Consider the following 22,815-nt stretch of genomic DNA (forward strand, 5'->3'; position numbering starts at 1 on the left):
GGTTAATCGTTCTCAGACCCTACTAACCGGTCGGAGAGATCGAGCTGTAAGGCTCGGATATTTGCCAATACCAGCAGGTCGGTATGAACAGGACAAACATTGGGCTGGCTGAAGGGTGGGTTGTCTTCTGCGTTGTCGGGGATAGTTGATTCGATACCTGGCTCCACGGATTTAGGGTATATTTAGAAATTTACTTTGGTTGCTTTCAATAAAGGCTTCCACTGATCATGGCCGGCCAGGACATTGCTCCGGTCGTACCGCTGCACTTCTTCTTTAGTAAGTTGCTTGGACCAGGCAACCCGCGTCTGCGGATAAGCACCGGGGCCTTCGGACCCGTATTCGGCGTAAAAAGCGGTTTTCTCGGCATCCGGTTTGCTCCAGTTGTGCCAGCCTTCGGGGCGGATGTGTTTGCCCATGCGGGTGCGGATGAATACGGTCTGCGCAAAGTTCCGCCACGGCCGGCCCAGATATACACCCGCTTTGGGCGCGTCGCCGATCAGGGTACAGTCTACAAAGACGTAACCGAACGGTTTGCCTTCCGGTGTTGATGCAGCCGTGATGTATTGCCCGCCCTTTTTGCTGAAGATGGTGCAGTGGTCGAATACCGCCGTGGCCGAGCCGAAGATGAAATCGGTGGTGCCCTCGATGTAGCAGTCTTTGTAGTACTGGCGGCCGTAATGGCGCGGACTGCCGGTATACAGTGTATCCTGAAAGCCCAGAAAGCGGCAGTTGATGAATACGGCCCGGTCGCCGGTGACAAACGCAGCTACGGCTTGCCCCACTGGTCCGGCGGTGTTTTCAAACGTCAGGTTCTCGGCCCGGAAATCGTTGGCGAAGATGTAGAACGAACCGGAGGTGGATGTGGTCAGTTTCGTACCGTCGGCCAGTGTCTTGCCAGAATAATCGTCGTACGTCAGAGTTGTATTTGCTTTATCTTCTCCAATCAGGGTGACGTAATGCCTGGTAGAGTCGAGCGAGAGCTTTTCCCTGTAAATGCCTTTTTTGATCAGGATCGTAATCCGGTTGGGGTTATTCTGCGGAACAGCATCCAGGGCAGCCTGCACTGTTTTGTAATCACCACTGCCGTCCTGCGCTACCACCAGACGCTGTTTCTGTGCAACAGCGAGTGAAGCAAACAGGGTGCAGCAAGCGAGCAAAAACAAGGAAAGGCGAACAGCGCCTGCGTTTACACGAGTCATGATCGGAAATCTGGTCAGAAAAGATTAGTGCCCCCACTTTTTTACCCACTCCGGATAATCTTTGGACAGGAGTTTGGCGGGCCAGGTGCCGTACCAGGCATACCCGGTCCGGCGTTCGTTTTCGATCTCGGCCAGGCTTTTCTTCTTTACGCCATCGCGGCCGCAGAAGAAGGGCGTATTGGTGTCAAGATCGTAAAACCGGGCCCAGAGCGTGGAATTGGAGTCCTGTACCACAACTACATCCTGTCCTCTGGGTTGCGAGGGGGCTTTAACACGTTTAATAGCAATGCCCGTCAGCTTCACCGACTCCAGCCACGCTACAGCCGCATGCACAGCCTGCCTGATTTCGGGTGAGGGGTTGTCGAGACTTATCAGAAACTCCACAATACCCACGCTCTCATTACCACTCAGAGAGGCCAGTTCAAAGGCGCGGGCATTGGCCGGCAGAAGTGTTTTCCGGTCGTGCTGCGCACACCAGGCGGTCAGTTTGCCCTGCTGTTTGTACTGCGTTTTAAGGATACATTGTACACCTCGATCAACGGCTGTGCGGGCCTGTGGGCCGAGCGTTTTATCTACAGCATCAAAGCCATGCGTGCCGTCGGCGGTGTACTTCATGACCCACATCACGTCGATCATTGCCTGGTCGTTATAGGTGATGTGCTTGTGATAACCGCTGGTATCGGGATAAAACTGCCCCCACCCACCAGTGGTGTTCTGCGCCACGAGCAGGTAGCGAATACCGCGCTCAGCCGCCTGACGATAGGCCGGGTTCTCTGTTTGCTGAAACGCCTGTACCAGATAGTTGATCTCCCGCGTAGTAGCCTGGTCATCAATGGTCGCGTCCAGTTTTCCTTTCTCCGCCCTGAGCTTATTCTGTTGCACTACCGTCAGCCCCTGGCCATACTTGATAGGATCGCCACCCGGCTGCGGCCACCCCCCGTTATCCCGCTGGTACAGCAGCATCCGCTCCGCCACCGAGTCGACGGCGACCGTTACCGCCTGCGCCTTTGTTTGAACGAGTAATGAACAATGTATAACTACTAAAAAAAGTATGCGAATGCATTTACCCCTACTTGCCTTACTGCTCATCGTTGTTCGTTACACATTAATCATTACACATTCATCGTTCATCATTAATATCCGTAATCCTGCTTCAGCTTCGGATTGGCGTCCAGCGCGGCCTGGTTGATCGGGAACAGTTCGCTTTTGTTGGGGGTGAAGTACTGCGCTACGCTCGTGACATAGGTAGCGGTAACGTTCTGCCGCCAGTCTACGCGGGTCCAGCCGGTTGGGGCGGTGGTCAGTGTTGTCGGCTTGTAAAGAGAGTTCAGGAAAACCATCTCCTCACCGTTGTTGCGATAGAACATGTATCGGGGTACGTTGGCGTATCTGCCGGAAGCGTTCATCAGATCAGTCAGGTTGGCGCGGGTCTCTTTGATCTTGGCTTCCAGCAAGTTCCAGCGGATCAGATCGTATTTGCGGATACCTTCGCCCCCAAACTCCAGGAAACGCTCGTTGACAACGGCCTCGAAGAACGCCTGTTTGGTCGTTGGCGTTACTCCGATCTTGCCGGCGTCGCCTTTAAACGCCCGCTTCCGAACCTCTTCATAGGCGGCAATGGCTGCGGGTGTGGGTCCGTTTTTGAGTTCGTTCTCGGCCTCGGCAAACATCAGCAGCACGTCGGAGAACCGAATCAGTGGCCAGTTTATCCCTAAGTTCTGCGCTGAGCCGGGCAGCAGCGGACTTCGCCAGTCACGGCGGAACTTACCATCGGTAATGGTAGTCAGACGCTGCGGGCTTTTCACGTTCGTGGCGGCTACCTGGTAAATCGTGATGGTTACGTCCCGGCGCACATCTGTTGAGTCGAAGGCGTAGAAGTAGGTCGGCAGCGCATTGATACCGCCCCCGCCCTGACCATACCGCGAGTTGGCATCGAGCCGCGGACCGTTGTAGTAGCCCAGCTTGCTATCCGACTGGGCGCTGTTACCGGCGGAGCCCACCTCAAACATAATCTCGTAAGCCGGATCGGGTTGCAGGCCGTTGACGTATCGCTTAAAGAGGTCTTCGTAGCTGGCATTCAGGGTGTGCTGATCCCGGCGCTGCATCAGCTCCGCCGTTTCGTCGCGGGCAATCTGGTAGTACTTCAGGTAGTCGGCCCGGCGCTCCATCTGTTTGGTTTCGCGCCGGAGCGAGTAGCCGCCCCGGTACAGTGCCATCCGCGCCCGCAGGGCTTTTACGGCTCCCCTGGTGATGCGCTCGTTACGTACTCCGGCATCGGTCCGCCAGGGTACCAGGTCGGTAGCTACTTTCAGGTCATCCAGCAACTGGTCGTATACTTTATCGCGATCTTCTTTCTCCAGAAACAGATCCGTCTGCTGGTACGAGGGCTTCATGGGTGCCGGAACATCGCCCCAGGTGCGGATCAGTTCGAGGTAATACTGTGCCCGCAGCGTCAGCGCTTCGCCATGCAGCCGGCGCAGTTCTTTCTGCTCCGCAGCCGTGCCGTTGCTGTACAGCGACATTTGCGGGATCTGCTCAATGCACAGGTTGGCGCGCTCAATGCCTTTGTAGAGTTCATTCCAGGGGTTGGTCAGTTCCGTATTACCCGAGCGGAGGTCGTACCGGCCGATACCCCGCCGACCGTTGTCGAGGTTCCCGCTGGTCATCATTTCGTCGGAGTCATATGGGTAGTACATGCTGATGCGGATGCCGTAGCCGTTATCGCCCGAGAGCGGATCGTAGGCCCCCAGTACGGCCAGCGTAGCGTTGCTGACGTTGGAGAAAACCGCCTGGTTGTCGAACTGCGAGATGGGTTCAACGGCCAGGTACTCTTTGCAGGCCGACAGACCGGCCAGCGACAGAGCCGCGGCCAGGGCCAAAACTTTATAGGAACGAGTTGCTTTCATTGCGTGTAATGCTTGGGAGGTTAGAACGTGATATTGACACCCATAACGTAGGTACGCGTTTTCGGATAAGCCGCAAAGTCGACACCGGGCGTCAGCGGATTAAACCGGCGGGCGTTTACCTCCGGATCGAAGCCGGAATAGTTCGTCAGCGTCGCCAGGTTGTTGACGGTTCCGAAGAACCGGGCGTTCTGCATTTTTACCTTATTAATCAGCGTCTTCGGCAGCGAGTAGCCCAGCGTAACGTTGTTGATCCGCAAGAATGAGCCGTCTTCAATCGCCCACGAGTGCAGGTACGGCCGGTTGTTGGTAATGGGCTGCCAGATCTGGGCGTTGGCGTTTAGCGCGGCCAGTTCAGTCGGGTCGGTTACGACCTGGCCCTGTGCGTTTACAGTCTTCCAGCGGTCGGCCATCACATCCAGCATGTTTACGTTGCGGTAGAAGCCTGATGTCAGTTCGATCTTATTGGCATTGTAGATACTGTTGCCGTACACCCAGTTCATGAACACGCTGAAGTCGAAGTTCCTGTACGTAAACTGGTTGTTGAAACCGCCAATATGCTTCGGATTGGCGTCGCCGATGATGGTCCGGTCGTCTTCCAGCCGGATAACGCCGTCGCCGTTCAGGTCCTTTAGTTTGATAGTGCCGGGTTGCGGAGCGCCAAAGATGGCGGCTGCGGTCGGTACGCCTTCTTTCAGTGTATACGTCCGGGTAGTGGCGTTGTAGTTGAAATCATCCACTTTGTAAAAGCCATCTGTTACGAAACCGTACATCTGACCGACCGACTGGCCTACTTTCAGGATGTAATCGTCGGCACCGTCGCTGCCCTGCCAGCCCGAGTTAGTGGTCTGCTGCTGCACAGGTCCCAGGTCTTCGACCCGGTTTTTGTTGAATGAGATGTTGAAGTTGGTGGTCCAGTTAAAATCTTTGGTCCGCATGACATTGGCACTCAACTGCAGTTCGACACCCCGGTTGGAGGTAGCGCCCACGTTTTTGATCTGCGTGGTGTAGCCGGAAGTAGACGGGATCGGCAGGTTCACCAGCAGGTTTTTCGTCAGGTTGTTATATACATCGGCCGACAGTTGCACCCGACCGCTCCATAAGCTCACATCCAGACCAATATTACGGGAGTAGGTGGTTTCCCACGTCAGGTTCGGCTGGGCCAGCGAGGCCGGGGCAAACGCGGGCAGCACCGTTTCGCCGAGGGCGTACTGGCCGCTGGTGTTGTACAACTGCGCGAACAGAAAGTCGCTGATCCGGTTGTTCCCGGCGGCTCCGTAGCTGGTGCGGAGTTTAGCGTCGTTGATAAACGTCAGCCCCTGCATGAATTTCTCCTGCGAGAACCGCCACGCCAGTGATGCCGCCGGGAAGTAGCCCCACTGGTTGCTGGGTGCGAACTTTGAGGAGCCATCGGCCCGCATGGTGACCGTAGCCAGGTACTTCTTATCGTACGAGTAGTTAACCCGCCCGAAGAACGACAGCAACCGGCTCTGCGACTCGGCACTGGTAGGCTGCGGCTGGATCGAACCCGGCGGAGGTGAACCCAGGTTCATGTTGGCCAGCGCTTTTTCGGCCGAAATATCTGAAGGAAAATACCGCGTCTCCAGACCGGTAGCGCGTGAACTGGTCTGGTAGATTTCCTGCCCCAGCAGGGCGTCGATGTCGTGCTTACCGGCAATACCGGATCTGTTAAACGTCAGTACGTTGGCGTTGTTGATTGTCACGCCATTGGCGTTCCGGATCATAGCAACCGGCAGGCCGGAGTAGTTGCGGGCTGTACCGGTTACCTTGCTGTAGAAAAGATCATCGCGGCCGACGTTATTGTCGTAACCCGCTGTTACCCGCAACGACAGACCCGGAATGAACTGGTAGCTGAAATAACCGCTGATGTTGGTGGCGTTGGTGTACCGTTTCTGATACTCCGCCTGGGTTAGCACAATCGGGTTGCTCAGGCGGGTAGCATTGTAATAATCTTCGTCGAAGTCAATGACCGAGGCCGAGCCCCGGCGATTCAGTTCCAGCGGCTGGTACTGAATGCTGTGCCGGAGCCGGTTATTGCCGGCGGCACCACTGCTCGACGTACCGGCACCGTCTACGCGCTGACCGAGGTAACGCACGACAAAACCAACTTTAGCCTTGTCTGAGATGCTGTGATCCAGCTTGAAGTTAGCGAGTTTCCGGTCGAACGCCGATTGCAGCATCACACCTTCTTCGGTGTTGCTGGTCAGGCTCAGGTTATAGCTGGTGGTGCGGTTACCACCATTCACCGAAATGTTATGGTTCTGGTAGGCCGCTCTCCGGCCGAACACCTCATCCTGCCAGTTGATAAACGGTGCGTTGCGGTAGTTGGCCAGCGTGTCCCATGAGGAACCAAACTGGTTGGCAAAGCTGGTGCTGTCGGTAGCGTTACCACGGGTTTTCTCGTACTGATACAATACATAATCATACGGTTTCAGCACACCCAGGTTTTTCAGGTTCTCGCGGAAACCAAACGAACCGTTGTAGTTTACGGTAGTACGGCTGTTGGTCTTCCCCGATTTGGTGGTGATGATGATAACTCCGTTGGCACCCCGTGCGCCGTAGATGGCGGTTGCCGAGGCATCCTTTAGTACGTCGATGGTCTCAATATCCTGCGGGTTCAGGGTGTTCAGCGCGTTGTCTAACTGAATACCGTCGACCACATAAATCGGCGAGTTATCCTGTGTGATGGAGTTACCACCCCGTACCCGGATGCGGATATCGGCACCCGGTCCCCCTTCAGAGGTAGTTACCTGTACTCCCGCCAGCCGGCCCGTAATGGCTTCGGCCGCGTTAGTGATGGGTATATCCCTTAGTTGCTTCGAGCCTACCGACGATACTGAACCGGTCAGGTCCCGGCGGTTTACGGTTCCGTAGCCAATAACGACTACCTCATTCAGCGTTTTTTCGTCGGGGCTCAGCGTAATATCAAGCGTGGTGCGGTTGCCGACCGCTACTTCCTGCGATGTGTAACCAATGAAGCTGAACGTCAGCGTGATGTTACCGCGTTCAGAAACGCGGAGTGTGTACTTACCGTCGGCATCGGTCGACGTTCCGGTGGAGGTGCCCTTCAGAACGATGCTAACACCGGGGAGGGTACCGCCGGAGCCGCCGTCTTTGACCTGCCCCGTAATGGTTCGGGTCTGCTGGGCGTAACCAAAGGACACGCAGCTAAGCAGGAGCAGGGTTAGGAGTAATGGGTTTGTCTTCATAAGGTAGTTGAATGTTCAGACAATGGTCAGTACAAACTCGAATAGAAGTTTTTTGAGATGTAATAGGTTGGTTGTTGTTGCTGGTACAATTAAGTACCGCTATGAAGCTATACCCGTATTTTGGAGGTCGCAAGGAATAAACAGACTCTTTTTACGCAATCGTTGCCGGGAACGTTGCCAATCAGTACAATTTTGAGTAGGTGTTGTAACGTGTCGGGAAAATAACCTTCAATAGATAAAATAAAGGTGAGGAGGTCTAACCCGTATTATTACTTTGTTATTTTGTACAAAATGAAGATTAGCTCTTTATTGGCCTACTACTAAACTCCAAGCCTTTCAGGCTTGGAAATAGGGTTAAGGGTAGCCGTTTATTTTTACGTTTTTCAGTGTTCATTTTTGTAGCTTTTTCCATTTTGCTTAACGTTTGTGACAGTACTCCACATTGTACAATCATCAAATTATGGGAAAAGCACAAAGGGAACGAACTGTAGATGATCTTAAGGAACAGCTAAAAGAGCAAATACATTTTCTAAAGGCATCAAGCCATTCCTTTGACTCAGGCTATTGTAGAGAAGCTAAACGACTGGCTGTAACTTTAAGAATCTTATTACATGATACTAGAAATAGTAAATCTGTTCTCGATCAATTAGGGTATAAAGGAAGCATTGGATTTATAGATACGTGCTTGGATTTAGAACCAGATAATTTATTGACTCAGTGTAATTTACTCGCAATAACGTCGTCAAATAGTTTCGATGGTTATGTTCCACTTCTGGGTGAAGGCTATTTAGGGGTAGAGCACTCAAAGCCGTTTGATGCTTGGTGGAACAAGCCAGTATTGAAGGATAGTACAGGTAAAGAGTTTACCAGAAAGGAATTAGTCCTATACTTAGCAGAACAGGATGGAGGAGCACATGTTGACCCTAAGCTTGATGAGGAGTTTATCAAGCTATCACGGGAAAACTCCATGCAATGGACCATTGCTAATGGAGTAGATCAAATACCTATCAACTCTCCAGTACTACCAGCAGTCAGGCAAATTGCATATGAAGTTGAAAAGTCTCTTGACATTATGCAGCCGCCTAATAACAAGTCTACTGCGTCAGATTGGAGTAATTCCACTTCGGAAAGTAAAGAACCTTTAAAAAGCACATATAAGCTGGGTAGAAACGAAATCTGTTTTTGTGGTAGTGGATTAAAATACAAAAAGTGCCACGGAAAACCGTAACAATTATGACTGTGCTCCAGTTGGGCATTTTATCCGGAGATCGTGTGAAGCCCCGGATTATCATCATGAAGCCTTTAGCAGGCACGTTCAATTTCCTTGCTCAGCTTGGTCATTTTTGCATAAGTACTGGCTTTGTTACTCCGCCAGCAGCCGCAGGTAAACGCCGTTGGTCCAGCCGAAGCCGTCCTGGTTGGGGTAGTTGCCGCCACCTGCCAGCAGGGTGGTATCCACTACATTGTATTTCTCCATCATTTTGCCTGTTGCATGGAACACCTTATCGTTTAAAGCCAGCCAGCGGTTGCGAACCTCGCGGGCTGTTTCGGCGTAGCCATAGTTCATCAGGCCCCGGTACGCCATCCACTGCAACGGAGCCCAGCCGTTCGGGGCGTCCCACTGCTCCCCTGAGTTGACCAGGGAGGTCACCAGACCGCCCGGCATCAGAAACTCCTGCCGAAGCCGTTGGTGTACCTGATAGGCCTGCTCGTTGGTGGCTATGTTGAAAAACAGCGGGTATACGGCAGCCAGCGTCAGGATCTGAGTAGGCTGACGCGTAGCTGGATCGTAGTCAGTGAAAAAGTTAACGGCTTCGCTCCAGAAGAGTTTCTGGATTAAATGCTTCCGGTTTTCGGCTGCCTGTCTGAACTCATCGGCTTTTGCTGCATTGCCTTTTTGGGCGTACCCTATAGCCAATGTCACTTCCAGGTAATATACCAGGCAATTGAGGTCGACCGGTACCAGATCAGCAGCCCGGATGGTGCGCATGTGCTGCCCGTCGGCAAACCAGCGGCTGCTGAAGTCCCAGCCCGATTCACAGGCGGCCCGGTTGTGGCTGTAAAATATTTCTACCGGTATGCCTAGTACCTGTGCCTTCTGCTGAGCGGGAACCTCTTTAGGGTAGGCTTCGGGCCGGGGGGTTGTTTTCGGGTCCCAATGGCGGTTAACTACCCACCCATCCGGTAGTTGCACGACTCGCCGGTGTATTGGTGTGGAGGCCGATAGCTGCTCCTGTCCGCTCATCCAGAAGGTATACTCCTGTTCCAACTGAGGAAGGTACTGTGTCACGATATCATGTTCATCCAGCTCGTTCAGCAACTGTACCATCAAGGCAAAGAACGGCGGCTGCGACCGGCTCAGGAAGTAAGTCCGGTTGCCGTTCGGAATGAAGCCGTACGTGTCGATCAGATGGGCAAAGTTGTCGACCATGTTGCGGATCAGCGAAATGCGCCCTGACTGTTGCAGGCCGAGCATGGTGAAGTAGCTGTCCCAGTAAAAAATTTCCCGGAAACGCCCGCCGGGTACAATGTACGGGTAAGGTAAGGGCAATCGGGAGCTTCCTTCCACATGCGGATCGGGGGGGCGGGTCAGTTGGTCCCACAAGCGTTCGATATGGTTGGCGGTGGAGACGGATCGGTCGCTGATGAAGTCGGCGGCCGGTTGGCTCGGTAACGTAAAATGCTGCTGAACAAAGTCGGCTAAGTCAAAGTCCGGCTTTTCTTTTTGGGCCTGGTACAGGCCGACAATATCGGCCGGAGCCATGATGGGTACACTGTCGACAAACGTTTTGGTATCGCCCAATACCCGGCTTTCCTGAACCGCCAGAAACAGCGGCCCGTAGAGTTCGTCGGGGGTAGGCGGATAAAGCATGCTCGTAACCATACGGTATCAGAAGAAAAACATGGGTTGATGGCGGATTGTCCGATGCGTTTTCTACTAAACGGGCCATTGGTTTGGATGTTCGCCGGCCAATAAGAAAATGGTGAGTCTTGATACGATTACACCGTTCCAGCTGCCGAACAGTTTTTTTCAAGCTATGGTCAGGACTTGGCGCTTACCAGCTTGTTTCTTTCAGGGTCATGGTCTGCAGATCAGACGGCGTGGCTTTGAAGTCGCGGGTGCGGCTCACGTAGAGGGTTTCCGCTGAAGCCGGCTTCAGCGTTACCTTCAGCTTGCCGTTCAGGTGAACATACACAGTACCATTATTTAGGCGGTAAGCCGCCGTTCAGTAATTAAAACGTTTTTCATTTTCATTAAATTTTAGTTTAATACTATAAGTATATGTGACTAGTAAGGTCGCAAATAGTCTAAATGGTATAAGTAAACAAAGCTTTCGGTTTTTTAATCTTTTTTTAAACTATAGCGCCCCATGAATATGTTTCGCAGTTTTCTGGTATTAGCTGTTTTTAGTATCAGCACCTATGTGGCTTTAAACTGGCTTCTCGATATTTCCTGGAATTGGGTATTAATCGGTCGGATTACAATTGCTGTTTTTGCCATTATCAGCTCCGTTGTCATTGGCAGCATGATTGCTCATGGATTACTGTCCCTAATGCAGCGAATTACATTTAACCGGGGTATCTTTGGGCATTAAAGCAGCGTATGCAGACTAATACGGCTTTTATATGGCTCAGGTATGAAATGGTTGTATGGTATGCTGTTGACAGGTTGGGCTTTAGCGGCTAATGCACAAACCAACCGGATGGCCTACGAAGAGGAGATTGCCCGGCATCGTGCCGACTACAAAGCTGAGTTTTTGACGTCAGCCAATGGCCCGCTTAAAAACGCGCAGGACCTGGCGAACCTGCAGTTTTTTGAACCAGATTCCACGTTTCGGATTGAAGCTGTCGTCCGCCGTACCCCCGAATCCGAACCGTTCAACATGCCCACGTATAATGGGCAGCAAAAGCCCCACGTCAGGTATGCGGTTCTAACGTTTACCCATAAAGGCCAGGTTCTGCAACTGGCGCTGTTCCGCAGCCTGCAACTGATGAAGCTGCCGCAATACCGTGATTACCTATTTCTTCCGTTCAAAGATGCCACGAATGGGAGCGAAACGTACGGGGGCGGCCGTTACCTCGATTTTCGGGTTGGAGATATCAAAGACGGTAAACTGATTATCGATTTCAACAAAGCCTATAATCCGTACTGTGCGTACAGCGATGGCTATTCCTGCCCGATTCCGCCGGCGCAAAACGTTCTGCCCATCCCGATCAGAGCTGGTGAGAAGAACTTCGGCAAAGCGCATTAATCCGGTAAATCTTATTTTACCCGCGTCCAGACTGATGTTTTGCCCAGGAAACTCATGCCGAGCATATAGCCCCGCACTTCGAGGGTGTTAGGGTTTTTCAGCGTTAGTTCGCAGCTATAGGTCTTGCCGTCTTCCGGGTTATAGATCTGGCCGTTGGTCCAGACTTTGTCGCCCCCGTACCGGAAGCTCGACATGATGTCAAGGTTCAGAATGGGCCGCTGACGAAGCCTTTCGTCGGGGTTATTCCGGTCGGTTTTGGGTTTCTGGGTAGCCGGGTCATACGGCTCCTGCATCCAGACCAGCTTACCGTAATACCGGTCTCCCCGCCTATATATGTCGATCTGATTTTTCTTTTTGGGGCTGAGCCACCGTCCTACCACTGCGTCCTCATCATCGGCCGCTGCCGTAAAACTGGTTAATGAAACCAGCAGTACCAGCAGCCAGAGGCTACACCGCCCTATGTTCATACGTACTATTGCTTTATTTGTGATTTGTGTCCGTATATAAACGCAGCGCAAGCCGAAATAAGTTTAAAAAACGATTTTCTCACAAAAAAAGCCCCGGCGCTTCGGCGTCGGGGCTACTACATCCAGTTGTATAAAGAGTCGAAGCGACCTCCTACTCGATTAACTCCACTCGCGGTCGTTCGAGTCGCGGCTGTTCCAGGAGTCGGTTGGGGCAAACCAGGGGGTATCTTTTTTCAGATACCGCTTGGCTACCTCTTCGTTCAACTCGACACCCAGGCCGGGCTTGTCAGGAACCCGCACGAAACCTTTGTCGGCAATCGGCTTCAGGCCCGTTACAATATCCTCCCAACCGGCTACGTCTACGCCGTGGTGTTCCAGCGCCACAAAGTTTTCGGTAGCGGCAGCGCAGTGAACGTTGGCCATCATAGAGATGGGAGAACCGGCAAAGTGCATCGCCATCGGAATTCCTTTTTCCTCGGCATAATCGCCGATTTTTTTAGTCTCCAGAATTCCCCCCGACGATGCCAGATCGGGGTGGATCATATCGATGGCTCTGGCATCAATCAGCTTGATAAATTCCTCTTTCAGGTAAATATCCTCACCGGTTAGCGTGGGGGTTGTAATGGCATCCGAGATTTGCTTCCACTGGTCGGTGTAGAACCAGGGTACCATGTCTTCCAGCCACGCCAGCCGGAACGGCTCCATTGCCTGACCGATCTGAATGGCCGTGTTAACGTCGAAGTGGCCGAAGTGGTCGGCGGCCAGGGGTGTTTCGTAACCGACGATCTCGCGTACTCTGCCGACGTGCTCCACCAACTGATCCAGGCCCTTCTTGGTTACCTGAATGCGGGTAAATGGGTGCTTGGTATTGGCATAATTACCGAATTTACCGGGCTCGCGGTCATTCCACTGCTGGCGAACGCTCCACTGTTTGGCCCCCACCAGGGCATCTTTCTGGTCGGCGAGCATTCCAATACCAAAGTCCATTTTCAGGAACGTATAGCCCTGGTCCCGGCGCTTGGCCATATTCTGAGCAAACTCCTCATACGTTTTTCCTTCGGGGGTATCGGCGTAGAGCCGCACAAAATCGCGGTACTTACCGCCGAGCATCTGGTAAACCGGAACGCCGTATGCTTTGCCGGCCAGATCCCACAGCGCCATTTCAACGCCACAGACACCACCGGCGGCCCGGCTGTGGTTACCAAACTGTTTGATCTCTTTAAAGACTTTCTCGACATTACAGGGATTTTTGCCCAGCAGCCGGCTCTTCAGCATCAGCGCATAGTTGGGGCTGGCCCCATCGCGTACTTCACCCCAGCCGACGAGTCCCTGGTTGGTATCGATGCGGATGATTGGGCTGCCGAAGGGCACACCCACCAGATGGGCAACCCGCAGGTCGGTAATTTTCAGGTCCGAAGGTTTGGAAGCTTTCTGTACTTTCTGGGTCAGAAACTCCATTTCCTGCTCTACCTTACCATCCAACAGCATACCCATCGACAAACCCCCTAAGGCCGAATTGCGCAGGAAGCTACGGCGATCGCCCGCCGGCAGATCCGTTGGTTGTTTGGGGGAGATACTCGGTTCCGGCCGGTCTTTGAGCAACTGAAACAGATGCTTAAACTTGTTCATAAGAAGAAAGGGTTTTTAGGGAAATAAGACTACACCAACAAAAAAGCGGAAAAATATCGAGATATAATTCTATTAATCGTGAAATTTATACTTTTACCTGCTTTACTCAAAATAGAAACAAGTCTGTTTAAAAACAGGTAAACATCCTTAAACCTTTAACTTTTATGAACAAGAAAGCACTACTGGTGCTGGCCTTGCTGGCTGGTGGATTCTGTGCGAATGCCCAGCGGGTGGGCTCTGCGCCTGAGTATGTTCAGGCACTAACGGCCAAATGGCAGGGCGAACGCTTCCCCGACGGCCGTCCTAAAGTACCCGATATTGTAATTGACCGGCTGAAAAACTGTACGCTGGAACAGGTCTGGGGTTATATGGAGCGGAGAGGATACCGCAACCAGGTGGAACGCGACTGGATTATCCTGAAGCCCGGCGAAACCATGACCGGCCGCGTGGTAACCGCCCAGTTTATGCCGACCCGACCCGACCTCGACAGCCTCGTACGGGCGCAGGGCAAAGCAGAAGGCCGGTCCCAGAAAGGAGGTATCAATATCTGGCCTATCGATATTCTGGCTAAGGGCGATGTGTATGTAGCCGACGGCTACGGCAAGATCAAAGATGGTACGCTGATCGGTTCCAGCCTGGGCAACGCCATTTATGGCAAAACCGGCAATGGGGTTATTTTTTACGGCTCCATTCGGGATATGCAGGAGCTCAAGGATACCAAAGGTTTCAACGCCTGGGTAAAAGGCCATCATCCCTCGTACATAAGGGACATGACGCCGACGTCCATCAACGCGCCCATTCGTATTGGTGAAGTGACCGTGTTGCCGGGCGATGTGGTCTTTGCCAATGAATATGGGGTCGCGTTTATTCCGGCTCACCTGGTGGAGGGGCTGGTGTCGGCTTCGGAGATGACCGCGCTGCGCGACGAGTTTGAACGGTATCTGCTCCAGCAGAGTAAGTACCCCTCCGGCGAGATCCACGGCGACTGGTCCGACAAAATCAAGAATGAATTCAGAGCCTGGGTGGCCAAATACCCCAAAAAGCTGGCGGTTTCCCAAAAAGAAATTGAAGCATATCTGGCCAAAGAAGGGCATTAATGAGGTAGTAGTCAATAGTGGTTAGTCGATTGTTGTTAGTGGCTGACGCCTGTTTTACCAACGACTAACCACTATTGACTATCGACTATTGACTAACGACTAACGTTTACCTATGAATAAAATCATATTGCTGTTTGTTTTCCTGTGCTTTTGTGGGGTTTCGTCACTGTTTGCCCAGACCATTTCTAAAGATGAACTGGTTTTTCTGACTTCGGAGTGGAAAGGCGAACGCTTCCCCGACGGACGCCCCAAAGTGCCCGACAACCTGCTGGAGCGGGCCAAAGCGATTGGGATCGCCGATGCCTGGACGGTACTGAAGAACGAAGGCTACCTGAACCAGTACGAAGGCAACTGGAAAATGGTATGGGACGATGTGCCGGTGGTTGGGCGGGCCGTAACGGCCATGTTTATGCCCAGCCGGCCAGATGTGGAGAAGAACATCAAGGAGCGGGGTATCAGCAAACAGGGCCGCAAAGGCAACACTAACTCCTGGCCCATCGATGTGCTGACCAAAGGCGATGTATATGTAGCCGACGGCTTTGGCAAGATCGGTGGGGGGACGCTAATTGGGGCTACGCTGGCGAATTCTATCTTCAGCAAATCGGGTAACGGCGTAGTTTTCAACGGCGCTGCCCGCGACCTGGCCGAAATTCAAACCATCAAAGGGTTCAACGCGTTTGTCCGGGATTTTCACCCGTCGTTTCTGGAAGAAATGGTGCTGATGGGTCTGAACACACCTATCCGCATCGGCAACGCCATGGTGCTGCCGGGCGATCTGGTGATGGCTCAGCGCGAGGGCGTTTTGTTTATCCCGGCTCACCTGGCTGAGCAGGTCATCGGCACCTGCGAGTTTGTAACCCGCAAAGACAAGTTTGGCTTCGAGATGGTCCGGTCCGGCCGCTACACCGCCGGCCAGATCGACAGCCAGTGGAATGACGAACTAAAAAACGAATTCCTCAAATGGCTTGCCCAGCACCCCGAACTCGGCAGCATGAACCGGGCGGAGGTGGACAAAGTGATGAGTAAGAGAACGTGGTGATAATGATGAATGATCGTTTGAAAGATGCGTTGCGGAAGGCGGCTTTGTTCTGCGCCTATCAGGAGCGGACACAGCAGGAGGTGCGCGAACGACTGGATGAGTGGGGTGTTTATGGTGATGACGCCGACGAGGTAATTGCCGAATTGATCACCCTGAACTATTTGAATGAGGAGCGGTTTGCCCGGACGTTTGCGGGAGGAAAGTTTCGGGTGAAGCAGTGGGGTAAACGAAAGATCCGGCAGCATTTGCAGCAGCGCGGCATTACCGGCTATAACCTGGAGCAGGCGATGACCGAGATTGGGGGAGACGACTACCGGGAAGCGCTGGTGGCCCTGCTCGACAAAAAACGCCGAAGCCTGCGCGACGATAATCCGCTGGTGATTAAGCAGAAATTAGCCCGCTATGCCATGAGCAAAGGCTACGAGCCCGACCTGATCTGGCAGGTACTGGGCGAGACAGAATAAATTATACACTCTCATGAAATCGCCTAAGCCCATTAGTCGGTCCGAGTTCCTCAGCCGGGTAGGAGCATTCGGCACGGTAGCCGCCATGGCTACACCTCTCTCTCAGGCCCAGGCCGCTACCGGTACTGCGCCCGTCGCCGTTGACAAAAAAATACGGGTAGCTGTCATCGGCTGCGGCAGCGTATCCAACATGTACCTGCCGCACCTGGCCAAATCGCCGTATGTGGAGCTGGTCAGTACCTGTGATATTATTCCCGAACGTGCCCGGCAGGCAGCCGGTAAGTACAACATTCCCCACCACTACCCGCACATCGATCAATTGCTGGCCGGTGCGCCGTTCGACCTGCTGGTCAACCTGACCAATATGCAGGAGCACGGCCGGCTCAACAAACAGGCGCTGCTGGCGGGCAAACACGTCTGGAGTGAAAAGCCCATGGCCAACACCTACCGCGAGGGCCGTGACCTGCTCAATCTGGCGCAGAAGAAACAACTCCGCATCTGGGGGGCTCCGGCGGTGGTCATGAGCCCGCAATTCAGGTTTATGGCCGAGGCCATCCGCGACGGTAAACTGGGTAAGGTCTCGGCCGCACATGCGCACTACGGTCACCTGGGACCGACCTGGTCGGCATTTTTCTACGAGAAAGGCGGAGGTAGCCTGCCCGATCTGGGGGTATACAATCTGGCTACGCTCACCGGACTGCTCGGCCCGGCCCGGTCGGTGATGGCTATGATCAGCATTGTAACGCCCACCCGCAAAACCGATAACAAAGGCGAGATTCCGGTGGCGGCTGAAGATAACGCCATGGTGTTGCTCGATCACGGCAACGGTACGCTGTCGCACGTACAGTGCGGGTTCAACTACTTCGACCCCTACGGCCACGAAGGTACCGGGCAGGAGAAGCCAACCATTACCGTCTGGGGCACCCACGGTAATCTGGCCCTGATCGGCTACGACTGGGCACCTTTCGGTGTCGATCTGGCTACGCACGCCGACGAGAAAGGCCGGCTCTACGTGACCGACCCGGCCGACTACCGCTGGGAGATGGGGGCCTCGGTCATTGCCGGGCACCTGGCGCAGGGCAAAGAGCCCCTCATACAGGCCGAACATGCGCTGCACGTACTGGAAATCATTGAAGCCGCCCGGACCTCCGGGCAGACGGGCAAACGGGTTACGCTGCAATCCACTTTCCGCTGGCCAGTGGTATAGGTATGCTCCTTCAGCCGGGCGGCTAAAATCTGAAACCGTTAATTCGCTTCACTTCGCCACACGTTGTTCTTCGGGTTTATATCGGGTAAAACTTTGTCCGGATCCACGATGACAGACCGTAGGGGAGAGGTAGTCTCCGCTTTGAAGGTCCAGGTGCCGCCCCGCTGCCAGACTTCGACCGGCAGGTTCACCCGTGACTTCTTGCCGTTGCTCTCCTGAATTTCTACCGTCAGGGGCATAGCCATTTTCTCCAGGTTTTCGATGGTGATCAGCGACCCTTTCTGCGGGCTTTGCTCCACGTACTTGACTTCCTTTACACCCTGATCGAGCTTCCAGGTTTCGTAAAAGTAGCCGCGCCAGAACCAGCCGAGATCTTCGCCGGCAGCATCTTCGATCGTCCGGAAGAAATCATAGGGTGTCGGGTGCTTAAAGGCCCAGCGTCTCATATACTCCCGAAAGGCAAAATCGAACCGCTGAGGCCCCAGAATCACCTCGCGCAGCAGTTTCAGGCCCATACCCGGCTTATAATACGCCAGAATACCCAGGTTACGTGGCTGCTGCACATCCGGTATAGACATGATCGGCTCAACGGGGCCGAACAACGCCGGCGCTACGTCGTGCATGGTCGCCCGCTCGTTATAGTACTCGCCGTTGTTGAAATTGGCGGTAGAAAGCATGTTAATGAACGTATTGAAGCCCTCGTCCATCCACGCAAATTTACGCTCGTTATTACCGACGATCATCGGGAACCAGTTATGGCCGAATTCGTGGTCCGTAACGCCCCATAGCGAACTTTTTTTGTCCCGGTGATCGCAAAAGATGATACCGGGGTATTCCATACCGCCCACAACGCCGGCCACGTTGGTAGCCACCGGATAGGTGTACTCGTAGAGGTATCTGGAGTAGAATTCCACAGCACCTTTTACGTACTCCGTTGAACGGCCCCACGAATCAGGCGTTGCACTCTCTATGGGGTATACCGACTGGGCCAGCGCCGTTTTGCCGCTGGGCAACTGTATACGGGCCGCATCCCACACAAACGCTTTTGAGGTAGCCCAGGCCACATCACGGGCGTTCTGGCAACGGAACCGCCAGGTAAGCCGTCCCGATTGTTTTGGCCGGGAGGTCATGTCGTTTACTTCATCTTTGGCGCGAATCATTACGGTCCTATCGCTCTGCCGGGCCTGTGCCAGTCGCCTGATCTGCTCGCCGGTTAGCACCTCATTCGGGTTCAGCAGCTCACCGGAGCCGACCACGATATGGTTCCAGGGCACCTCAATGGCGTATTCGTAATCGCCGTAGTTCAGGTAAAACTCGCCTGCGCCCAGGTATGGCAGCACGTTCCAGCCTTCTATATCATCAAACACGCACATGCGCGGGTACCACTGCGCTATTTCGTAGATGGTGCCGTTGCGGGTGCGCTGCTGACCCATGCGATCGGAGCCGTATTCCGGAATCCTGAAAGAGTAAGCGATACGGATCTTCAGGTTATCGCCCCCTTTTTTCAACGGCTCCGTCAGCCGTAGTTGCATGCGGGTATCGGTAACGGTGTATGAAGCGGCTACGGGTTTGTTTTTGCCGTGTTCGACCGTAACTGAGGCAATTGTTACGCCACCGGAGAAATTAGCGTTGCCAAACCGACCGCCGGAGATAGGGGTCGTTTTAGCCGCCCGCGAGGTGTCGGCAAAGGCATTCTGGTCAATCTGCAACCACAGGAACGGAAGATCTTCGGGTGAGTTGTTTGTATAGGTAATTTCAACGTCGCCCGTCAGCACGTTCTGTACATCGTCCAGGCTGGCGTTAATTTTATAGTCGGCCCGATTCTGCCAATAGTTGGGACCGGGTGATCCGCCACTGGTGCGGTAAACATTACCCGGCTGCATATTGAACAAGGGGTGAAAGAGTTCTTTCGGATCGTATTTGGAGGTGGATGCGCCGGACTGTGCCCAGGCTCCGATACTGAGGCAGAGACAAAAAAGCCCCACCCAGATACCTGCTTTTCTCATGAAGTGGTAGTTTGAAGTTTGTAGTTTGTAGTTTGAACGATGCCGTCTGGAGATCGAAAGGTACCTTGGCGGAGCAACTTCAAACCTTAAACTAAATCATTAATGCTTCGTATAAAATTTCGGCCGGATGCTTCGCCCTGCGCCCGGTGCCGTCTTTGATCTGATGCCGGCAGCTGGTTCCCGGCGCGGCAATAATCACGTCGTCCGGCTGCTGCCGTACCGTCGGGAAGAGCACCAGTTCGCCAATCTTCATCGATACCTCGTAGTGCTCGGCCTCATAGCCGAAGGAGCCCGCCATGCCGCAGCAACCCGACGGAATCAGGTGTACCGTGAAGTTCTCCGGCAGCGACAGCATTTTCTTGGCCGGCACCAGCGACGATACCGCTTTCTGCTGGCAGTGCCCGTGCAGTTTGATAAGCCGCTTCTCCGACGTAAACTGTTGTTTGGTAATAGTACCTTTGTCGATCTCTCTCGCTATAAACTCCTCAAATGTCAGAGAGTTTTCGGCCAGCCGCCGGGCGTCGGGTAGCAGCGACTCATCGACCAGGTCGGGGTACTCATCCCGGAAGGTCAGAATGGCCGACGGCTCCAGGCCCACCAATGGCGTTTCAACGGTGATCAGGTCCTTTAAATTGCGTACGTTTCGTTCCGCCAGTGTTTTGGCGTAACGTATCAGCCCTTTCGAGATAGGTGCCCGGCCACTCTCTCCATGCTCGGGGATAATTACGTTGTACCCTAACTTCTCCAGCAGCATTACCGCCTTCTGCCCAATCTCCACGTCATTGTAGTTGGTAAACTCATCGCAGAAGAGGTAAATGGTGCGAGGGGCCTGGGGCGAGGAGCTTGGGGTATGAGGCTGTTTTACCCCCTGCTCCCTGCCCCACGCCCCACGCTTTTCAAACCACTTCCGCAGCGTGGTCTTGTGCAGCAGCGGCATGGTGCGATCAGGGTGGAAACCGACAATGCGGTTGGCTATGCGCCGGAGCGGCTCAGTATCAAACACGGCATTGTAGGCCCAGGGTACCAGCGAGGCCAGGTTGGTCAGCCGGGCAAAGTTGGCAATCAGTCGGGAGCGGACCGGCACGCCCTTGGCATCGTAGTAGTGCTGGAGAAATTCGGCTTTCAGCTTCGCCATATCCACGCCCGACGGACACTCCGACTTACAGCCTTTGCAGGAGATGCAGAGGTCCATCACGTCTTTGATCTCCTCATGGTCGAAACGATTCTCCTTGGGCGAGCGGGTCAGCATCTCACGCAGTATGTTGGCGCGGGCGCGGGTGGTATCCCGTTCGTTGCGGGTAGCCATGTAGCTGGGGCACATGGTTCCGCCGGAGAGGTGGGTTTTACGGCAGTCGCCGGAGCCGTTGCACTGCTCGGCATGTTGCAGCACCGTCTGATCGTGGTAGCGAAATACGGTGTTGAAATCTGGTGACGACTGCCCTGCTTCGTAGCGCAGAAAGCTATCCATCGGGGGCGTATCCACAATCTTGCCGGGATTGAAGATGTTCTGCGGGTCCCAGGTATACTTTAGCTGGCGCATCAGCTCGTAGTTCTTCGGCCCCACCATCTGCGGAATAAATTCGCCCCGCAGCCGGCCGTCGCCGTGTTCGCCCGAGAGAGAGCCGTCGTATTTCTTGACCAGGGCAGCAATTTCTTCGGCAATCATCCGGTATTGCCGGTGGCCCTCTTCGGTTTTCAGGTTGATGATCGGCCGCAGGTGCAGTTCGCCGGAGCCGGCATGGGCGTAATGTACCGCGTACATGCCGTGCTTAGCCAGAATGGCGTTGAAGTCGCGGATGTAGTCGGGCAGGTCCCGTACGTCTACGGCAGTATCTTCAATTACGGCCACCGCTTTTTCGTCGCCGGGCAGGTTACCGAGCAAACCAAGTCCGGCCTTCCGCAGTGTCCACACTTTCTTGACATCCTCGCCAAAGAGCAGCGGGAAATGATACCCGAGTCCGGCTTCGCGCATCTCGGCTTCCAGCAGAGCCGCTTTGCGTTCAATCTCGGCCCGGTCGTCGCTCGATAGATCGACCACCAGAATGGCACCGGGATCTCCCTGAACGAAGAAGCGGTTCCTGCGCTGCTCGATATTATCTTTGGTACACTCCAGAATGTAATGATCGATAAGCTCTACCGCCTGCGGCTGGTACTTCAGCGCAATCAGATTGGCCCGCAGCGATTCGTCGATGGTGTTGAAGTGAATACACACCACGCCACCCTCTTTCGGCGGCAGCGGCACCACCTTCAGGGTTAATTCGGTCAGAAAGCAGAGCGTACCCTCCGATCCTGCAATGAGCTTACAGAAGTTGAACGGCTCTCCACCGGGCGTAAAGGGCTCGCAGCCCAGCAGCATATCCAGGGCATACCCGGTATTCCGACGCTCGATGCTGGGCTTGGGAAAATTCCGCCGAATCTCTTCCTGTATAGTCGGTGCCGACAGTGCTGTCACCACCTGCCGGTAAATTTCCCCTTCCAGCGTCTCCTCCAAACTCTTAACTCTTAATTCTTCATTCTTAATTCGCCTAAACGCTACGTCGCTTCCATCCGCCAGTATCGCCTTCACTTCCAGCAGATGTTCCCGCGTAGAGCCGTACACCACCGAGTTGGAGCCGCATGAGTTGTTGCCCACCATCCCGCCAATCATGGCCCGGTTGGCGGTTGAGGTTTCGGGGCCGAAATAAAGACCGTACGGCTTCAGGAACATATTCAGTTCATCCCGAATCACGCCCGGCTGCACCCGGATCCAGCCTTCGGTCTGGTTCAGCTCCAGAATTTGGGTAAAATGCACCGAGAGATCGACCACAATGCCGTTGCCGACCACCTGCCCCGCCAGCGAGGTGCCGCCGGTGCGGGGTATCAGCGAAGTTTTGTGCCGACTGGTAAAGGCGATAAGTGTTTTGAGATCATTGGTCGATTTGGGCACCACCACGGCCAGGGGCATTTCGCGGTAAGCCGACGCGTCGGTGGCGTACAGCGTTCGCATGGTGGAATCGTCGTATAATGTGCCTTCCAATTGTCCGGCCAATTGCCGGAGCGCATCTGATGTCATAGGCGTAGTACCTGACAGGAGGATAGAACGTAAACCGGCGGGACTATGCCGTTAATTGAGCCCTAAAAATACAAAATTATTGGCACTCCGGGCATATTCTCCCGAGGTGGCGGGGTTCTTGTTCACTGATTACTGCGCCTGAATTTCCTGTTTGCTGCTGTTATTCTACCTGAAAACCAGAGCAACTCTGGTATAGACTGCCAGAAAGGCAGATATACCCGGTTCATACTGACACTATTTAACCGTTTCCTAGTTAAATTTTTGCCAAA

General features: G+C 53.9%; 18 protein-coding genes. 7 read left to right on the forward strand and 11 right to left on the reverse strand.

From position 1 onward, the window contains the following. Nucleotides 1-2: 2 nt before the first annotated feature. Genes ABD931_RS25200 through ABD931_RS25220 form a run of 5 tightly spaced genes read right to left on the reverse strand, consistent with a single transcriptional unit; the run spans nt 3 to nt 7,332 of the window. Nucleotides 3-167 (reverse strand): hypothetical protein, encoded by a 165-nt coding sequence (locus tag ABD931_RS25200; RefSeq protein ID WP_345270795.1) that lies wholly within the window; start codon nt 165-167, stop codon nt 3-5. Between the two features lie 15 nt (nt 168-182). Continuing rightward, nucleotides 183-1,199: a pectinesterase family protein gene (locus ABD931_RS25205; protein ID WP_345270796.1), complete on the reverse strand. Its 1,017-nt coding sequence runs from the start codon at nt 1,197-1,199 to the stop codon at nt 183-185. A 24-nt stretch (nt 1,200-1,223) separates the two neighbouring features. Then, the gene (gene pelA, locus ABD931_RS25210; protein ID WP_345270797.1) at nt 1,224-2,288 is read right to left on the reverse strand and encodes a pectate lyase; all 1,065 of its coding nucleotides are present in this window, start codon (nt 2,286-2,288) and stop codon (nt 1,224-1,226) included. Nucleotides 2,289-2,332: 44 nt separating this feature from the next. Further along, complete coding sequence (locus ABD931_RS25215) at nt 2,333-4,105, reverse strand: RagB/SusD family nutrient uptake outer membrane protein (RefSeq protein ID WP_345270798.1); 1,773 nt, start codon at nt 4,103-4,105, stop codon at nt 2,333-2,335. Between the two features lie 20 nt (nt 4,106-4,125). Further along, nucleotides 4,126-7,332 carry a SusC/RagA family TonB-linked outer membrane protein gene (locus tag ABD931_RS25220; RefSeq protein ID WP_345270799.1) on the reverse strand — a complete coding sequence of 1,069 codons (3,207 nt, stop codon included), beginning with the start codon at nt 7,330-7,332 and terminating at the stop codon, nt 4,126-4,128. A 460-nt stretch (nt 7,333-7,792) separates the two neighbouring features. On the opposite strand from ABD931_RS25220, the gene ABD931_RS25225 reads away from it, so the two are divergent. Then, complete coding sequence (locus tag ABD931_RS25225; RefSeq protein WP_345270800.1) at nt 7,793-8,560, forward strand: SEC-C metal-binding domain-containing protein; 768 nt, start codon at nt 7,793-7,795, stop codon at nt 8,558-8,560. Between the two features lie 135 nt (nt 8,561-8,695). Here ABD931_RS25225 and treF read toward each other — a convergent pair whose 3' ends face one another. Continuing rightward, nucleotides 8,696-10,216, reverse strand: coding sequence for an alpha,alpha-trehalase TreF (gene treF / locus ABD931_RS25230; RefSeq protein ID WP_345270801.1), 1,521 nt, complete (start codon nt 10,214-10,216; stop codon nt 8,696-8,698). A gap of 172 nt (nt 10,217-10,388) precedes the next feature. Beyond that, nucleotides 10,389-10,529: a hypothetical protein gene (locus ABD931_RS25235; protein WP_345270802.1), complete on the reverse strand. Its 141-nt coding sequence runs from the start codon at nt 10,527-10,529 to the stop codon at nt 10,389-10,391. 174 nt (nt 10,530-10,703) lie between these two features. On the opposite strand from ABD931_RS25235, the gene ABD931_RS25240 reads away from it, so the two are divergent. Further along, a complete protein-coding gene (locus ABD931_RS25240) occupies nt 10,704-10,928 on the forward strand; it encodes a hypothetical protein (RefSeq protein ID WP_345270803.1) in 225 nt (74 codons plus the stop codon). A 42-nt stretch (nt 10,929-10,970) separates the two neighbouring features. Beyond that, the gene (locus ABD931_RS25245) at nt 10,971-11,585 is read left to right on the forward strand and encodes a DUF1684 domain-containing protein (RefSeq protein ID WP_345270804.1); all 615 of its coding nucleotides are present in this window, start codon (nt 10,971-10,973) and stop codon (nt 11,583-11,585) included. A gap of 11 nt (nt 11,586-11,596) precedes the next feature. Here ABD931_RS25245 and ABD931_RS25250 read toward each other — a convergent pair whose 3' ends face one another. Both ABD931_RS25250 and ABD931_RS25255 read right to left on the reverse strand, forming a co-directional pair. Next, a complete protein-coding gene (locus ABD931_RS25250) occupies nt 11,597-12,052 on the reverse strand; it encodes a DUF2147 domain-containing protein (RefSeq protein WP_345270805.1) in 456 nt (151 codons plus the stop codon). 159 nt (nt 12,053-12,211) lie between these two features. Continuing rightward, nucleotides 12,212-13,681 (reverse strand): mandelate racemase/muconate lactonizing enzyme family protein, encoded by a 1,470-nt coding sequence (locus tag ABD931_RS25255; RefSeq protein ID WP_345270806.1) that lies wholly within the window; start codon nt 13,679-13,681, stop codon nt 12,212-12,214. A gap of 164 nt (nt 13,682-13,845) precedes the next feature. Between ABD931_RS25255 and ABD931_RS25260 the strand changes: the two genes are divergently transcribed. The 4 genes from ABD931_RS25260 to ABD931_RS25275 all read left to right on the forward strand — a co-directional run bounded on the left by ABD931_RS25260 (nt 13,846) and on the right by ABD931_RS25275 (nt 17,488). Next, nucleotides 13,846-14,778, forward strand: a complete 933-nt coding sequence (locus ABD931_RS25260; RefSeq protein WP_345270807.1) for an RraA family protein — start codon at nt 13,846-13,848, stop codon at nt 14,776-14,778. A gap of 112 nt (nt 14,779-14,890) precedes the next feature. Further along, complete coding sequence (locus ABD931_RS25265; RefSeq protein WP_345270808.1) at nt 14,891-15,817, forward strand: RraA family protein; 927 nt, start codon at nt 14,891-14,893, stop codon at nt 15,815-15,817. Between the two features lie 5 nt (nt 15,818-15,822). Continuing rightward, a complete protein-coding gene (locus ABD931_RS25270; protein WP_345270845.1) occupies nt 15,823-16,281 on the forward strand; it encodes a regulatory protein RecX in 459 nt (152 codons plus the stop codon). A 13-nt stretch (nt 16,282-16,294) separates the two neighbouring features. After that, the gene (locus ABD931_RS25275; protein ID WP_345270809.1) at nt 16,295-17,488 is read left to right on the forward strand and encodes a Gfo/Idh/MocA family protein; all 1,194 of its coding nucleotides are present in this window, start codon (nt 16,295-16,297) and stop codon (nt 17,486-17,488) included. Between the two features lie 38 nt (nt 17,489-17,526). Here ABD931_RS25275 and ABD931_RS25280 read toward each other — a convergent pair whose 3' ends face one another. Then, nucleotides 17,527-19,494 (reverse strand): M1 family metallopeptidase, encoded by a 1,968-nt coding sequence (locus ABD931_RS25280; RefSeq protein ID WP_345270810.1) that lies wholly within the window; start codon nt 19,492-19,494, stop codon nt 17,527-17,529. 91 nt (nt 19,495-19,585) lie between these two features. Continuing rightward, entirely contained in the window at nt 19,586-22,546 is a 2,961-nt protein-coding gene (locus ABD931_RS25285) for an FAD-binding and (Fe-S)-binding domain-containing protein (RefSeq protein WP_345270811.1), read from the reverse strand. Nucleotides 22,547-22,815: the final 269 nt, after the last annotated feature.

It is taken from the genome of Nibrella viscosa (assembly GCF_039541875.1).
Lineage (GTDB): Bacteria > Bacteroidota > Bacteroidia > Cytophagales > Spirosomataceae > Nibrella > Nibrella viscosa.